17 protein-coding genes and 4 pseudogenes are annotated in these 13,602 nt (G+C 58.2%); 13 read left to right on the top strand and 8 right to left on the bottom strand.

The window, feature by feature from the left end:
* Window positions 1–340: 340 nt before the first annotated feature.
* The gene (locus CAP2UW1_RS23260) at window positions 341–742 is read right to left on the bottom strand and encodes a type II toxin-antitoxin system VapC family toxin (RefSeq protein WP_012806111.1); all 402 of its coding nucleotides are present in this window, start codon (window positions 740–742) and stop codon (window positions 341–343) included.
* 2 nt (window positions 743–744) lie between these two features.
* Entirely contained in the window at window positions 745–1,038 is a 294-nt protein-coding gene (locus CAP2UW1_RS23255; RefSeq protein WP_012806110.1) for an antitoxin, read from the bottom strand.
* A 192-nt stretch (window positions 1,039–1,230) separates the two neighbouring features.
* Between CAP2UW1_RS23255 and CAP2UW1_RS23250 the strand changes: the two genes are divergently transcribed.
* The 8 genes and pseudogenes from CAP2UW1_RS23250 (at window position 1,231) to CAP2UW1_RS26335 (ending at window position 6,617) form a co-directional block, all read left to right on the top strand.
* The gene (locus CAP2UW1_RS23250; RefSeq protein WP_012806109.1) at window positions 1,231–1,848 is read left to right on the top strand and encodes a recombinase family protein; all 618 of its coding nucleotides are present in this window, start codon (window positions 1,231–1,233) and stop codon (window positions 1,846–1,848) included.
* Window positions 1,849–1,878: 30 nt separating this feature from the next.
* Window positions 1,879–2,220: pseudogene (locus CAP2UW1_RS25015) on the top strand (DUF4158 domain-containing protein); the annotation flags it as partial.
* A gap of 409 nt (window positions 2,221–2,629) precedes the next feature.
* Window positions 2,630–3,156: pseudogene (locus tag CAP2UW1_RS23240) on the top strand (recombinase family protein).
* 502 nt (window positions 3,157–3,658) lie between these two features.
* Window positions 3,659–3,889, top strand: a pseudogene (locus tag CAP2UW1_RS23235) (recombinase family protein); the annotation flags it as partial.
* A complete protein-coding gene (locus tag CAP2UW1_RS25010; protein ID WP_081444319.1) occupies window positions 3,841–4,188 on the top strand; it encodes an IS4 family transposase in 348 nt (115 codons plus the stop codon). The pseudogene CAP2UW1_RS23235 and the gene CAP2UW1_RS25010, both read left to right, overlap by 49 nt.
* A gap of 94 nt (window positions 4,189–4,282) precedes the next feature.
* On the top strand, window positions 4,283–4,840 hold the full coding sequence (locus CAP2UW1_RS25005; protein WP_012806107.1) for a DUF4124 domain-containing protein: 558 nt from the start codon (window positions 4,283–4,285) through the stop codon (window positions 4,838–4,840).
* Window positions 4,841–4,855: 15 nt separating this feature from the next.
* Window positions 4,856–6,067, top strand: a complete 1,212-nt coding sequence (locus tag CAP2UW1_RS25000) for a hypothetical protein (protein ID WP_199931768.1) — start codon at window positions 4,856–4,858, stop codon at window positions 6,065–6,067.
* Window positions 6,068–6,404: 337 nt separating this feature from the next.
* Window positions 6,405–6,617, top strand: a complete 213-nt coding sequence (locus CAP2UW1_RS26335; protein WP_412566889.1) for a tyrosine-type recombinase/integrase — start codon at window positions 6,405–6,407, stop codon at window positions 6,615–6,617.
* A 672-nt stretch (window positions 6,618–7,289) separates the two neighbouring features.
* Here CAP2UW1_RS26335 and CAP2UW1_RS23220 read toward each other — a convergent pair.
* Window positions 7,290–7,937, bottom strand: coding sequence for a DNA-binding protein (locus CAP2UW1_RS23220; RefSeq protein WP_012806105.1), 648 nt, complete (start codon window positions 7,935–7,937; stop codon window positions 7,290–7,292).
* Window positions 7,938–8,190: 253 nt separating this feature from the next.
* On the opposite strand from CAP2UW1_RS23220, the gene CAP2UW1_RS23215 reads away from it, so the two are divergent.
* Window positions 8,191–8,478, top strand: a complete 288-nt coding sequence (locus tag CAP2UW1_RS23215; RefSeq protein WP_012806104.1) for an integration host factor subunit beta — start codon at window positions 8,191–8,193, stop codon at window positions 8,476–8,478.
* On the opposite strand, the gene CAP2UW1_RS23210 is transcribed toward CAP2UW1_RS23215, so the two are convergent.
* On the bottom strand, window positions 8,479–8,736 hold the full coding sequence (locus tag CAP2UW1_RS23210; RefSeq protein ID WP_012806103.1) for a CopG family antitoxin: 258 nt from the start codon (window positions 8,734–8,736) through the stop codon (window positions 8,479–8,481).
* A gap of 247 nt (window positions 8,737–8,983) precedes the next feature.
* Between CAP2UW1_RS23210 and CAP2UW1_RS26330 the strand changes: the two are divergent.
* Together CAP2UW1_RS26330 and CAP2UW1_RS25135 are read left to right on the top strand one after the other, a co-directional pair.
* A pseudogene (locus CAP2UW1_RS26330) lies at window positions 8,984–9,178 on the top strand (type II toxin-antitoxin system RelE/ParE family toxin); the annotation flags it as partial.
* Window positions 9,179–9,199: 21 nt separating this feature from the next.
* Window positions 9,200–9,640: a helix-turn-helix domain-containing transcriptional regulator gene (locus CAP2UW1_RS25135; RefSeq protein WP_085953071.1), complete on the top strand. Its 441-nt coding sequence runs from the start codon at window positions 9,200–9,202 to the stop codon at window positions 9,638–9,640.
* A 303-nt stretch (window positions 9,641–9,943) separates the two neighbouring features.
* Here the strand turns inward: CAP2UW1_RS25135 and trfA are convergent, their stop codons facing one another.
* The 3 genes from trfA to parA all read right to left on the bottom strand — a co-directional run bounded on the left by trfA (window position 9,944) and on the right by parA (window position 11,746).
* Complete coding sequence (trfA, locus tag CAP2UW1_RS23200) at window positions 9,944–10,777, bottom strand: plasmid replication initiator TrfA (RefSeq protein ID WP_012806102.1); 834 nt, start codon at window positions 10,775–10,777, stop codon at window positions 9,944–9,946.
* Window positions 10,778–10,862: 85 nt separating this feature from the next.
* Window positions 10,863–11,132, bottom strand: a complete 270-nt coding sequence (locus CAP2UW1_RS24990) for a hypothetical protein (protein ID WP_012806101.1) — start codon at window positions 11,130–11,132, stop codon at window positions 10,863–10,865.
* On the bottom strand, window positions 11,129–11,746 hold the full coding sequence (parA, locus tag CAP2UW1_RS23195) for a ParA family partition ATPase (protein WP_012806100.1): 618 nt from the start codon (window positions 11,744–11,746) through the stop codon (window positions 11,129–11,131). Before parA ends, CAP2UW1_RS24990 begins: the two co-directional genes overlap by 4 nt.
* A gap of 224 nt (window positions 11,747–11,970) precedes the next feature.
* Here parA and CAP2UW1_RS23190 point away from each other — a divergent pair, with 224 nt between their 5' ends.
* Window positions 11,971–12,321 carry a toxin-antitoxin system TumE family protein gene (locus tag CAP2UW1_RS23190; RefSeq protein ID WP_012806099.1) on the top strand — a complete coding sequence of 117 codons (351 nt, stop codon included), beginning with the start codon at window positions 11,971–11,973 and terminating at the stop codon, window positions 12,319–12,321.
* Complete coding sequence (locus CAP2UW1_RS23185; RefSeq protein ID WP_012806098.1) at window positions 12,318–12,683, top strand: HVO_A0114 family putative DNA-binding protein; 366 nt, start codon at window positions 12,318–12,320, stop codon at window positions 12,681–12,683. The genes CAP2UW1_RS23190 and CAP2UW1_RS23185 overlap by 4 nt, the downstream gene beginning before the upstream one ends.
* A gap of 203 nt (window positions 12,684–12,886) precedes the next feature.
* On the opposite strand, the gene CAP2UW1_RS23180 is transcribed toward CAP2UW1_RS23185, so the two are convergent.
* The gene (locus CAP2UW1_RS23180) at window positions 12,887–13,453 is read right to left on the bottom strand and encodes a recombinase family protein (RefSeq protein ID WP_012806097.1); all 567 of its coding nucleotides are present in this window, start codon (window positions 13,451–13,453) and stop codon (window positions 12,887–12,889) included.
* Between the last annotated feature and the right edge of the window lie 149 nt (window positions 13,454–13,602).

The following is a 13,602-nucleotide window of genomic DNA, read 5'->3' as shown; positions in this document are numbered from 1 at the left end:
CGACTCCAGACGCACATTCGGTGATTCTCAAACCACATTACGTGAGACGGACGCACATTGTTGAGACGCTCAATCGTGTTCGCGGTGCGGATGGTCACAGCGGCGGACTCACGAAACCTCGGTACCGAACGTGGGGTTTGAGGTGCAGTGGAACGGAAAACCGGTTTAGGTGTTTGTCATCGCCAGACTAGCCATGGCTATAGCCGTCCGCTTCCCCCACTTCGTCCCCAAGGTATCTGTGGTCCCAGTTCCGGGCAAGCGCGCTGCCTATTCGTCGTCTGCGGGATTGCGCAAGGATTGCATTCGCCTCTGATCACAGCAAGCAAACCTGGTTGGCGAGCTACGCCCAGTTGTCCAGGATTAGCGGTGCAGCGATCCGCTCGTAATGGCGGCTATTGTTGGTGACTAACACCGCACCGGCTGACAATGAGTGTGCGGCGATCATCATATCCAGTTCGCCGATCGGTTGCCCCGTGCTAACGAGTTGGTGGCGGATTTCGGCGTACCAGTCCGCTGCATCGGCGTCCCACGGCAGGATGCGGACGATCTTGAGGAACTGGCGCACCGCCAGATGCAAACGATGATCGCCCGCCAATCGCTTCAGGCCATATTGCAATTCCGCCCGCGTCATCACCGAGATGCAAACCATCGACGGCATGAGGGCCGCCAGTTTGGCTTCTATCGCGCGCGATTTCCCCTTGATCAGGTAGCTTGCCGTGTCGGTATCCAGCATATGCAGCATCGCTAGCGGCTCACCGTGTGGTTCGTAGAGAGATCGTCGTCGAAGATGCCTCGTTCTTGCGGCAACACATTCAGCGGGCGCTCGGCCATGAAATCTGCGGGAACGTCGACTTCATGCAGCAACTCGAAAAATTCGTTCCAGGTTTTGGCCCCCGGACGGTTGGACAGCACGACATCGCCGGTTGCATCGTCGCGCGTGACATAGACCTCGTCCCCTTCAAAGCGGAAGTCCGAGGGGAGACGCACCGCCTGACTGGCGCCGTTCTTGAACAGCTTGGCAACACGTGTCTCTATCATCATGGCTCTCCCTAGTGCGGTGCAAAGTATATACACAAGTATATACAACCTACCGAAGCAGGCCAACTTTTCCTCGTTCCTAGCCAATTGGGATGGTCAAATAGACAATGGCCAACTTACATTGCCTTTCACATTATTGGCTACTTGATCTATAGTTGGCCAAGTTCCGTATACCCATCTTGGCCAGGCTCCATGAAAGTCGCCCGCATCTATCTCCGCGTCAGCACCGATGAACAGGACCTCACCCGTCAGGCCGAGATCGAGCACAGCACCCGGGCGGCCGATTACTACGTCGCCGGCGTCTACCGCGAGAAAGCATCCGGTGCCCGCGCCGACCGACCTGAATTGCTGCGGATGATCGCCGATCTGCAACCGGGCGAAGTGGTGGTCGCCGAGAAGATCGACCGCATCAGCCGACTCCCTTTGGCCGAGGCCGAGCAACTGGTCGGCTCGATCCGGGCCAAAGGGGCGAGGCTGGCCGTACCGGGTTTGGTCGATCTTTCCGACTTGGCGGCTGACGCCGACGGCGTTGCCAAGATCGTGCTGGAGTCGGTGCAGGAACTTCTGCTCAAGCTGGCCTTGCAAATGGCTCGCGACGACTACGAGACACGGCGCGAGCGGCAGCGCCAGGGCGTGCAACTGGCCAAGGCGTCCGGCAAATACACCGGTCGGAAGCCGGATGCCACCACGCACCAGCGCATTGTTGCCCTGCGCCAGGCGGGCCATACGATCCAGAAAACCGCCAAGCTGGCCGGGTGTAGCGAAAGCCAGGTCAAACGAATTTGGGCCATGCACCAAGGCAAGCCGTAAGGGTGTAGCCGCCGTTCTACGGAAGCACGCATGCCGGTCAGCTTTCTGTCCAACGAACAACGCGAGAACTATGGTCACTAGACAGGGACGCCGTCACCCCACGACCTCGCCCGCTACTTCCACCTCGACGATGCCGACCACGCGCTGATCGCGCAGAAGCGCGGCAAGCACAACCGGCTCGGTTTCGCCGTGCAGCTCGGTACGGTGCGTTATCTCGGCACGTTCCTTGAAGACCCACTGGCTGTGCCGGTGTCGGTGCTGCAGTCGCTGGCCAGGCAATTGCGCATCGAGGTGGGGAGCCGTGTGTTGGCCTACCGTGTGGGCGAGCAACGTTGGCAGCATAGGACGGAAATCCGCCGCTTCTATGGCTATGTGTAGCGACGCAAAATGATGTCGGCCCAGACGCACAATCAAGGGGGCTTTCTGACGCAAATTAGTTGAGACGGATAGCGACTCCAGACGCACATTCGGTGATTCTCAAACCACATTACGTGAGACGGACGCACATTGTTGAGACGCTCAACCGGGTTCGCGGCACAGACGGTCACGGCGGCGGGCTCACGAAATCTCGGTACCGAACGCTTGGAGGAATGTCGCCTTTCTTACGCGGCTCGGGGGGCTCACATCCGTCATTTCACAGTGGGGCTCGCCAAGAAAACGGCCGGTTTTCTGGTGGGCAGGCGGCAGTTTTTTGCTCCGACGGGTCACCAGAAAACCCGTTTCTAAAATCAACACAAGATTGCATCCTATGCTCCTTGTTTCCTGACGGAGCGAAGAAGTGCTGCTAATCGGTTACGCCAGGGTATCGAAGTCCGATGGCTCCCAGACGGTAGCTCCGCAGTGCAATGCACTGCTTGTTGCGGGCGTCGACCCCGAGCGCATCTATGAAGACCTGGCTTCAGGGCGCAATGACACGCGTCCTGGCTTGATCGCTTGCCTCAAGGCGCTTCAGCCCGGTAACACGCTCGTCCTCTGGAAATTGGATCGCCTGGGGCGTGATCTTCGACACCTGGTCAACACCGCCGAAGACTTGCGCGTGCGGGTCTCGCGGCGGCACGTGCTCGTGGGTGCTTGGGTGGGCGTCCGCGCAAGATGGATCGAGCAATGCTGACCATGGCGATGGCAGCCTTGTCGGATCCAAAGGCAGTTGCTGCCGACGTCGCCAAGCGCTTGGGCATCACGAAGACCACGCTTTACACCTACGTCAACGGTGATGGTTCACCGAAAGCCGCCGGTACTGCTTTGCTGAGCACCGAAACGGGCGACGAATCACCAGATACGGCATCCACTGTCCAGCGGAGCGCATAGTGGGCGCCGGTGTCGCCATTCCGATGGAGGCGATCGTGGCCTTGCGCCGCAGATTAGCGGCCTTGCCGATACGACATCCGGAGCGCCTGGTGTTGATGTTGATGGCGGCCAAGCCCTGCTGAATCCGCAGCGATCGACGGAACTAATCGAGGAGATGCGGGCAGCGGGACTGCCGCTGTGACCATCCGGGAGGGTAGCCAGGCGCGGTTTCCCGCGCCCAGCCCCCGAGGAACCGAGCGTGATAGTTTCCCATCACTCGGCTCGAGCAGCACAAAGGCCAGCCTCAATAAGTGCCGACCCGGGAACTCGGAGTATTCCCCGAGCGACCTTCGCGATACCCACCCGCAGCCGTTGTACATGTCTTTCGACAATGTTGAGAGCGCACACGCCCAGTGGTGCAGCGTCCATTTGCTTTCTCCCACACTAACGGTTCTCCGAGCTTTCTCGCGACGTGCCACCAATCGGACGTGGGCCCGCTTTCGCGTCGGGTAACACTGAAACCCGTAGCGTGGGATTGAAGGTCCTGACCGGTCACGGTGCGGCGGTCGACACGACAACCGCCGCGGGTAAGCTTGTGTTCGGAATTTTTGCTGCCCTGGCCGAGTTTGAGCGGGAGTTGATTTCCGAGCGGACCGTGGCCGGGCTTGCCTCGGCACGCGCACGCGGCAGGAACGGCGGGCGGCCATTCAAGATGACCGCCGCGAAACTGCGATTGGCTATGGCGGCGATGGGGTCAGTTCCGGGGAGCGTCAAGGCCTGATCCGCCTGGGACGCATCCACCCGCAGTGGTCTGCCGATCTGTTCTTCTCCGAAACGGAATGGGCCGGCGCCTTTATCCTCAACAAGAAGAAGCCACCGAAGAAGGTGCCGATCATTCGCGAGCTCATCCGCCTGATCGCACAGCTCGGCGGATTCCTCGCCCGCAAGGACGACGGCGAGCCCGGCGTCAAATCCCTCTGGCTCGGCATCCAGCGCTTGCGTGATTTCGTCTCCGGCGTAGAGCATATGCGCGAGATCCGTCATGTCATGTGAGTTGTATATAACAGGATGCGTTTAAGTAGCTATCGGATTGGCTACGAATTTTGTACTATGCAAACATGGCTCATGTTTTAACATGGATATTTAGATGAAACACTCCACAATTGCCGCTTCCGTCTTGTCCCTCGCGCTGTTTCTGACAGGTTCCGCTTATTCCCAGTCAATCTACAAATGTCGGAATGCTGCCGGCAAGATTGAAATTTCGGACAATCTATGCCGGGCCGATTCAAAGACCGAAGCAATACGAGACGGGTCGGCCATCTCAGAATCCCGACGACAAGAGGCTGCACAGGTTTCAGCCGCCAACCGTTCTCTTGCTGCAAAACAAGAAAATGAACGTACCCCGGCACCTATGCAATCTTCATCAGCGGTTTGTGATGCAGCATCGCAGGCAGCTAATGGAGGCGGAAATTTGCCAATGGGCAGGAAGTCTCAACTCATCGAGGCATGTAACGCCACTAGCAAAAACCCGTCCAAACCGGCTTGTCAAGAGTTAGCTTCAGTGGCTCTTAACGGAACGTCTCGACAAGGACAATTCTCTTCGTTGCTTGAACTTTGCGATGGCGGAGAAAGCCGCACCAAAGCGCAGCAACGACCATGCGCCTATGCACAAGACATCAATTGTGTAAAAACAACGAATTTCTGATTCAAAGATGACGCGGTGCAACTTCATATCGCCGCAGTGGCTTCCAACAGTCTTGCTCTGAATTTTTGGACGGTGCAAATGGGATGGATTAAGCGGCTGGTCGGGGGTACTGATGGCGTGCGCGAGGCAATTCGAGAAAAATATGAGTTTCTTGCAAGTCAGAATAGAGCAGCCATTAGCGAGACGGAATCCATACATGCATTTTCCTTGCATAACACGATGGGAATGCGCTACGCAGAGCGTGGAACAATTTGGGCTACCGCAATGCACGTTAGTTGCGACATAGCCCCATTCCTCTTGATGCGCGAATCGGAGTCTGTTGACGCACTAGTCGAATATATCCTGCTCCAAGATCAAGTGTCAGGATGCCGTAAAGAATGGCTCAGATTGTTGCTAAACAACGCAATATTGAACCCTGCCGTTATTCCTCCTAAGCCAATACTCCTTGAATTAGCTGACTCGATTAGTCGCATAGGTTATGAGCACACCCATTGGTACAAATTACTCGATTCACCCGCAAAAAATGTGGTTTCGATTTACATGTTTGTCGACATGTACGAGAAAGAAAAAGCGCGAAATGATGGGATAATTGGCAACGTTCAGGTGACAGAGAGCGTTCCCAGTTTAGCTAAACTATCTACGCCCGCTGATTCGATAAAATCGGAAAATCCAATATACGAATACGGTGAAAACTTCAACGAAATGCTTGCAGGAGTAATCAAGGAAGCGTTAGCGCTTGCGGGGCCAAAAGCCTTCAACAAGACTTTTGAGCTATATCCGGTAACGCTGACGAATGCCGCCACTTTCACTGGCCTCAAGTTGGATTTGCCCGAGAAAGTCGCTGTCGCCTTGATGATCAAGCGTGAAGCTGACGCTTTTGATAAACAACCATCTATCGATACTCAGGCATGGAATGAACGAAGCAATGAGCACTCTCGTTTACGGAAATATGTTGCTGGTCTTACTGCTGCATTTGGTGGTCAAACGGAATCGTTCTATGAGGAGCTAAATGCACTACTTCCACCATGTGAAAACCACATCTTACTGATAGATAGCAGCGCATCTCATTCCGCAAGAGAGTTTTCAGATATTTACGTAACCCGCATTGAAGGTGGAAATGCAATTTTTCGTTGTCCAGAATGCTCACAAAATATGACAGCGCCGTCCCACAAGTTCCTGAATATCAAATGCCGAAAATGCAACAATAAATTCCAAATACATACTTAGTGCCTGACCGAAAACTCCGGTTTTTGGCGCGCGCACCGCCTTGAAAATCTCGGTTGGCAAGGAATTTCGCCTTCATCCGTGGTTGCGCTGACGGACTTTTGTCGATTGCGAACCAAAATGCCCGAATGTCATGGCGTTTGTGTAAGCTGTTCGGACGGCGGACGGAGTTACTGCATGTAAAAACGCCTGGCGGGCTATGCCGCCAGTTTGTGGGGCATGTCGCGATCTGCGTATCGGGTTTTGCGCTTCGCCCGCTGATTTTCCCGTTCCCTCAGGATGGCGCCGATGCGATGGATGTTCCTGGCCACTACAGCTAGCGCCGTTCACCGCCGATGCAGTGTGCAAGATCGTCAGGCGGGCCGGACGCGAAGCCGGCATCGAATTTTCGATTCACCCGCACATGCTGCGCCACGCCACCGGCTACAAGCTGGCCAACGACGGGCAGGATACGCGCGCGATCCAGCACTACCTGGGACACCGCAACATCCAGCACACCACCCGCTACACCGATCTAGCGTCGGATCGGTTCAAGGATTTTTGGCGTGACTGAACCCCGCCTTTTTCGATTTCGGCTGGTGACGGAATTTTCGGGGGTTCCGGCTTACACCCCCAGAGCAGGATGTCCGTTGAGCACGTAGTGCGAATAAGGGCTTCGTGAAGAAGGACAACCCGCCTGCGGGTGGGCCTACTTCACATATCCTGCCCGGCGCTGCAGCGTTGTTCTACCTTTTTTTACCGTTACTGCACCGTTGTTTTACCTTTTTTCTACCGTTGTTTTACCGTTACTGCACCGTTGTTTTCACAACACCAGCCCGGACAAACAACGGCGACAAAGCGCCGTAACCACGCTTTGTCGCCGCCATGGCCCTCTTGCGGCCACCCAACCACCCCCCGCGCAACGACCTTGACGCTCTCAGGAATTGACCCACTTTTGCTCACGAAACCGGACCCGCCTAGTCGTCATGGCTGTGCGCACGAAAATGCCGCGCACACAGCCATTCCCGAGCGTACTCGCCTCTACACGGCGTCAAGGGTACGCTGCGCCGGGCTGCAAAAACCGCAGCCCGCCCTTGACCCCGCTCCGAGGCGAAAACCTGGGTGTTGGCGCGCGCCAACGGTGGGTCAATTTCCGTGAGCGAAAAAGGGTCAGTTTTCGTGAGCGTTGAGGAACGACGATTTCCCGAAGAAAACTGCCCGTTGCCGTGCCCTCCTTCGCCCGCGTTCAAGCGCTTGAACGCGGTTTCTTAAGTGCCGCCAGCTCGCCCTGCAGCCGCGCAGCTTCCACCGCAGCGGCCTGAGCTTCGGCGCGTGCCGCCGTCACCGCTTCGCGTTCGGCCGTCTGTCGCGCATGGGCCCGCTCCAGTTCGCCCTTGAGGTCCTCGACCCGCGCCGCCAGTTCGCCGGCCTTCGCCTCGGCGGCGGCCATCCGTTCGGTCTGCGCCGCTCGTGCTGCCACGGCTTCGCGCAGTGCTTGTTCCTGCGCGGCGGCATGGTTGTCGGCCTGCTCTCTCTCGGCCTCCAGCCGGCCGATCGCCTGCTCCGCCTGGTCGAGCTGCGTCTGGATCGCCGCGACCTCTTCCCGCGTCGCCGTCCGCAGTGCTTCCACCTGCTGTCCGGCCTGTTCGTCGAGCAGGCCCCAGAACTCCCGGCCGAGGCTCATCAGCCGGGCAACCGCGGGTTCCGGCAGTTCTACCGGCTGCCGCTGCTTCGGCGCCGCCTCCCGCCACTGGTCCAGATAGCGCTTCACCGTCGTATAACTGCCCCCGCCGATCCCTTCCTGCACGTTCAAGATGGTCGGCGCCGTGCCCTGGTCCGTTAGGGCCTGCGCCACCTCGAAAACACGCTCTTGCGTCACCACCGCCTTGGCCATGATTTGATGTCCTTAAAAATAGCGCTCTTAAATTATCGTTATTACGATAATTATTTTACGGTAATTATCGTAACTTAGCAAGACCACGGGGAATAATTTTGACGGGAGCCGGGGCGCGGGAGCCGCACCGCCGCCTCATGGCGAAGCGAGGCCAAAACAGCGGCTGGATCTGGAGTTACCGCCTCTCTGCACCGTTTCGTCCACGGATTCTGTGGATAACGGCCAGGGGCTGGGCCGCGTAGAATGCCGCCCCATGACCCGTTCCGAACTCATCGCCCAGATCACCGCCCGCTCGGCGGCGCTCACCGTCAAGGATGTCGAAACGGCGGTGAAGGCCATTTTTGAGGGCATGACTGAAACCCTGGCGAACGGCGAGCGGATCGAGATACGCGGGTTCGGCAGTTTCCGTTTGGCCTACCGGCCACCGCGCATCGGGCGCAATCCCATGACCGGCGACACGGTGCCGGTTCCGGCGAAGGCCGTGCCCCACTTCAAGGCGGGCCGGGAACTGGCGGCACGGGTGAATTCAGACAAGGGGTAGTCAGGTGCTGGGCTGATGCACGGCCTCTTCGAGCGCCTTGCGGATAAAGCGCTGGTACGGCATCCCGGAACGATCGGCTTCTTCCCTGATGGCCTCGAACAGCGATTCCGACAACCGCATGGTGATGGTGCGATCCTTCGGCTGAAACTCGAAGTGCATCGGGGTCATGCTGGACAGGTCGTAATCGGTCAGGTCTGCCGTCGCGACAAAGTCTTCCGCCGCCTTATCGGTAGGCAGTCTTGGCAATTGCTTTTTCATGGCGTTCAACCGCCTTCGTCAAGGCAAATAGTGGCCCTTGGCCACCTTCCGCAAAACGGCCCGCCAGGCGCGTCCGCGCGGGCTTGGCTACCCCATGGGGTTAGGCCAAGACAGAAAACCCGTCAGCGACCCGCTCTCGTCGTTCTACGGGGCATCCACAAGCGCTGGTGTTCCACAATTCCCCTTTCCTCTACGCAATGCCCAGCCGTCCGGGTGGCTGAGCGTTACGCTGCCGGGCGGCGTAGTCGGCATGTTCGGCAACCACAAATTTTGCCGTGACGGCGTGTGGGAGCTGCGGATCGACGCCGGGCCGAGCTATTACGCGTAAGCGGGTCAAACGTTGGTGTTGGTGCTGCTGCTCTGCCGCGGCGACAAGCGCAGCCAAAGTTCTGACATCGAGCGGGCGGCAGAGTACTGGCAGGATTGGGAAAGGAGAACATGATGCGCGGCAAATCGAAAGCGCATGATGACGCCGACCATCGAGAGTTTTCGGAGAGACCCGATTTTTGCAGCTGAGTATCTGAACGCGGTGCTGGAAGACGGGGACCAAACGGAACTGTTGAACGCCCTTCGCTATATGGCCGGGGCTTTTGGTGGAGTCGCAGGACTGGCCGACCAGGCGGCGCTGAACGCCACCACGCTTTACCGCACCCTCTCGCCGCAGGGCAACCCTGAGCTGCGCAGCCTTCCGCCCTTGCCTCTCCCTTTGCTGCTGGCCTATCAGCAGGGGCTGACGGGGGGTTCTGGAACAGACGGTCGAGACGCTCAGGCTCTTTCTGCTAAACCGCTTTTCCGGCGGTGGGTAGCCTCTGGTTCTTTCGAGTACTGCAAAGGATTGGATGCGCAACTGTTTGTTGCCTCCGTCCGGCCTCTGGCCGGGCGCTCGACAGGGTGGTTCCTCTGAGGCCGTAGGCCGATCACTTCTTAGTTTTCGGCTATGAAATGTGTCTCGGATGCCGTGCCCTTCTTTTAATTAAAAAACGATTAAAGAAAGATTAGGGCCTTTTCTTGGTGGTTGGCAATACATTGATACGCCAGAAGAAACAGGTTTATCCACACGTTAAAAATGTGTCTCGGATGCCGTGCCAATGTGTCTCGGATGCCGTGCCTGATGTGTCTCGGATGCCGTGCCATGTGTCTCGGATGCCGTGCCATGTGTCTCGGATGCCGTGCCAATGTGTCTCGGATGCCGTGCCACAAACATCCCTTATTCGTTGGTTTTTGGCAGGGCTGCGAGGGTACGGCTGACGGTTACGGTGTCGCCGGTGATGTCGTAGCTGGTGAGGAAGCCAATAGTGACCAGTTCATCGAGGGCGATGCGGAGTTTGACCTTGAACCCGGCTCGCTGGACGTTCCTGCTGCCGACATAGCCGCGCAGCGTGTCAAGCTTGATGGGGAAAGGTTGGCGGTGACTGCTGTAAAAAGCGTGCAAAGCTTGCGCCAGAAGCTTCCCGCGTAGTCTTTGGCGCTGCTGCCAATCGAGGGCTGTCCATTGGTTTTCGCCGAAAAGCCGGATTAGCTCGCGGTTCAGCTCGATGCGGTAATGGCTGGTCAGTTCGTCTTTGAGACCGGATTTCACCAGTTGGCCAAAGTAGGTTTTGCCCTCGTGGGTGATTTCGACGGCGCAGGCTGTTAGCCGGATGATAGTGGAGTGCAGTTGCTTGTGCTGAGTCTGGCCGGTGTGCTGGCCAAGGGACTTCAACAGGCCATGCGCGGTGAATTCGCACATACAACCGAGAGGGTGTTGGCGCGCTAGGTGCGCTAGGGTTTCCCAAACACTCAAATCTTCTTGATTGAGCTGCTCGCCGGTGAATTTCACGGCGATGCCTTTCTGGCTGGCAAGTGTGGCTTCCTTGAGGAACACCCGGTCTTTGCTCTGGATGGCGGCAAAGAGGGCGGAGCGAATGAAGCTGTTGGGTGTGCCGCGTTTGGGCTCGGGCCATAGCGGGAGTTGAAGAGGTTGGGTTGCCTCACGCTGCCTGGCCTTCTCCATGATGCGCTCAACCGTATCCATGAGGGGCTTAGCGCCGTTGTCACTCATATTTGCCCCTCTGCCCTGTCATTCTTACCACTTTGCGTCATGCCTTAATGTTGTCATGACGTCATGCCTTCGTAAAGTCATGGCGTCACTTAGCGATGCCCGGAAGTCCTTTTTCCGTGAATACCTTGGAGAGTCCCTTGAGGGCAAGTTGTTGGATGCTCGTCCCTTCGGAAACCGCCAGTTGATGTACGCGCTCCCACTCTGCACGAGTGAGGCGAACGGTCAAGGCAACAACCTCTCCCTTGCCGCGTCGGCGCTCGGTGGGGCTGGTGGTGTGTGTGGCGGATGTTAGGTCAGAGGAAACGGTGGTCTTGCGGGTGGTGAATGCTGCTAATCCTGTTGTTTGTTTGGTCATTTCATCTGCTCCTTTAGCCAGTTCCAGAAGGCTCTGATTTCGTCGGCGGCCTTGCCGTGAGCATCGAACTCGGTAACGGCGCGGCCAGTGGCAACGGCGCGGGCGAAGGCCCGGCGATCGGTAATTTCGGCTGGGGCGACCGGTAAGCCGTAGCCCTCGAGGACGGTGCGGGTTTCGGCAATTTCCGGGGAACGGAAAGGGCAGGCCGAAAGGACGAACACGGCGCGGGCTCCGGCGGCCTTAACGACTTCGACGGCGCTACCTGCGGCGGCAAGATCAAAGGCGGCAGGTCGGCATGGAATAACGACCAGGTCGACGGCCCGGGCGACGCGGGCGGCATCTGGGGCGGCATGGGGCGCGGTGTCGATGATGCATAGCGTCATGGCGTCATGGCGTGCTGCATTTATTACGGCATCAAGCTCGGCGGCTGGCACCGCAGCGACTACTGGCGTTTCGGCCTCGCGGGCTTCGCTCCACATGGTGGCGCTACGCTGGATGTCGGTATCGACGATGACGACACGCTGGCCGTCTTCGAGGGCTGCGACGGCGGTATGAACGGCAAGGGTGGTTTTGCCGCTGCCGCCTTTCTGGGATAGGAAAGCGATTGTTTTCATGGTGGCGTCACGCTATCACAACGCCACGACGTTGTGAAGCCATGACGCCATTTGGTAGCGACACTGACGGATTGGCCCAGTGGGGGCGAAGCTCCAATTTGAGGCCACATAAGCATTTGCTGTTCCTTAATAGGTGTAGCGACGATGGTCAAGCGCGAGGCGGTGCGACCACAATGATTTTTGCCGAAACGCTTGTGTTGATTATCAGTATGTGATACTGATAAATGATGCCGTCGCGCGATGCCTCACTCGACAACCTCTTAGACCTGAATGGCCAGGTGCTGGTGATTGATGCCGCAGGCTATTGGGTGCGCTTCGTCGTTCATCAAGTGCCTGTGACCGCGCAGAAACCGCACGGTCTGGACTACGCGATGACCATGCACGCGCCGGACGGCACGCGCCTGGTCGGGTTCGATAACGCCCACCAGGTTGAAGGAAAGCGCCGCGCCGAGCATGACCACAAGCACCGCTTGCGAACGGTCAAGCCCTACGCATATCGCGACGCCCCCTCGCTCGTCGCGGATTTCTGGTCAGAAGTCGAGGCCGTTATGCGCGAAAAAGGAGTCTGGTTATGAAAACGCTGAAAGTTGGCATTGCCTCGTATGAGGATATGAAGGCACGCACCATGGCTATCGCCAAGGGCGCACTGAAGCCCAAGGCAGGAGATCCGACGGTCTGGTTCACCTCGCCGGAAAGCTTCGCTAAGCTACTGTCTAATCGCAACCGCACGCTGCTTGGCGTCATTGTCGATACGCGACCAGAGTCGCTCATCGCCCTGGCTTCAACCACCGGGCGCACGGCAGGCAACCTGTCGCGCACCCTGCGGACAATGGAGCGCTATGGTCTTGTCCGCCTGCACAAAGGGGTGAGGGGCGCTGTCCGACCTGAAGTCCCGTACCGGGATGTCCAACTCGAAATGCGCCTTTCCAGTAGCTGAGGCGGGACGCGTAACATTGGCAGCGAGGCTTTTGACGTTGGGGTCTGAGGCGCAGTTGCAGATGCTGGAGGCGGCGGCCACCATCGACCTGATCGAATCGAAGGTGCTGAGCCTGCTTGGGGAACTGGCTGTGCTGTTTCTGCCGGAGCCGCAGTCCGGGTTCACCAACGGCCTGTCGGCGGTTGAGCGGAAGAAGGAGCCGGTCAGGAGTCGGCTGCACTGGCCGATTGCAGGGCGGCATACAGCGCCGTCTTGCTCACCTTGAGCCGCGTTGCAGCCTCGCGGACGTTCAGCCCGTTGGCGATGTGATCCTGTGCCCGCTGCAACTTATCGGCGGTAACGACCGGCTTGCGTCCACCTTTTCGCCCGCGAGCGGCGGCAGCGGTCAACCCGGCCTTGGTGCGCTCGCGGATCAAGTCGCGCTCGAACTGGCCCAATGCGCCGAACACATGGAAGATGAGCCGCCCGCCCGGCGTCGTGGTGTCGATGGCCTCAGTCAGCGAACGGAATCCAACGCCACGCGCTTCCAGTGCGGCTATCGTATCGATCAGATGAGGCAGGGAGCGCCCGAGCCGATCCAGCCGCCAAACGGCCAGCACGTCGCCGTCGCGCAGATAGGCCAGCGCCTCAGCCAAGCCGGGACGGTCGGCCTTGGCCCCGGAAACCGTGTCCTCGAAAGTGCGCTCGCAGCCCGCCTTGTTCAGCGCGTCCGTCTGCAAAGCGGTGTCTTGTTCCGCAGTCGATACCCGCGCATAGCCGATCAGTGCCATTGTCAGCCCTTTTGTCCGTCATTTCGTCCGCCTATCTTAATGTCCGACAACCCATTAAACAAGTTTTTGCCGGACACTGTCCGGCTTGGCCGCCTAATGATCGTTTGACGGACATTGACGGTAAGGCAGTTTTGCATTACTCTGCAAAG

Source organism: Candidatus Accumulibacter phosphatis (genome assembly GCF_000024165.1).
Taxonomy (GTDB): domain Bacteria; phylum Pseudomonadota; class Gammaproteobacteria; order Burkholderiales; family Rhodocyclaceae; genus Accumulibacter; species Accumulibacter phosphatis.
Note: the sequence above shows the minus strand (reverse complement) of the source record. Positions and strands in the feature narration are given on the sequence as shown.

Excerpts from the sequence above, each read along its gene's own strand:
- CAP2UW1_RS23255 (WP_012806110.1), bottom strand. The coding sequence starts at position 1,038 with ATGATAGAGACACGTGTTGCCAAGCTGTTCAAGAACGGCGCCAGTCAG.
- CAP2UW1_RS24990 (WP_012806101.1), bottom strand. The coding sequence starts at position 11,132 with ATGACCAAACAAACAACAGGATTAGCAGCATTCACCACCCGCAAGACC.
- trfA (WP_012806102.1), bottom strand. The coding sequence starts at position 10,777 with ATGAGTGACAACGGCGCTAAGCCCCTCATGGATACGGTTGAGCGCATC.
- CAP2UW1_RS23220 (WP_012806105.1), bottom strand. The coding sequence starts at position 7,937 with ATGGCCAAGGCGGTGGTGACGCAAGAGCGTGTTTTCGAGGTGGCGCAG.
- CAP2UW1_RS23210 (WP_012806103.1), bottom strand. The coding sequence starts at position 8,736 with ATGAAAAAGCAATTGCCAAGACTGCCTACCGATAAGGCGGCGGAAGAC.
- CAP2UW1_RS23250 (WP_012806109.1), top strand. The coding sequence starts at position 1,231 with ATGAAAGTCGCCCGCATCTATCTCCGCGTCAGCACCGATGAACAGGAC.
- CAP2UW1_RS23185 (WP_012806098.1), top strand. The coding sequence starts at position 12,318 with ATGAAAACGCTGAAAGTTGGCATTGCCTCGTATGAGGATATGAAGGCA.
- CAP2UW1_RS23190 (WP_012806099.1), top strand. The coding sequence starts at position 11,971 with ATGATGCCGTCGCGCGATGCCTCACTCGACAACCTCTTAGACCTGAAT.
- parA (WP_012806100.1), bottom strand. The coding sequence starts at position 11,746 with ATGAAAACAATCGCTTTCCTATCCCAGAAAGGCGGCAGCGGCAAAACC.
- CAP2UW1_RS25135 (WP_085953071.1), top strand. The coding sequence starts at position 9,200 with ATGATGACGCCGACCATCGAGAGTTTTCGGAGAGACCCGATTTTTGCA.
- CAP2UW1_RS23260 (WP_012806111.1), bottom strand. The coding sequence starts at position 742 with ATGCTGCATATGCTGGATACCGACACGGCAAGCTACCTGATCAAGGGG.
- CAP2UW1_RS23215 (WP_012806104.1), top strand. The coding sequence starts at position 8,191 with ATGACCCGTTCCGAACTCATCGCCCAGATCACCGCCCGCTCGGCGGCG.
- CAP2UW1_RS25005 (WP_012806107.1), top strand. The coding sequence starts at position 4,283 with ATGAAACACTCCACAATTGCCGCTTCCGTCTTGTCCCTCGCGCTGTTT.
- CAP2UW1_RS23180 (WP_012806097.1), bottom strand. The coding sequence starts at position 13,453 with ATGGCACTGATCGGCTATGCGCGGGTATCGACTGCGGAACAAGACACC.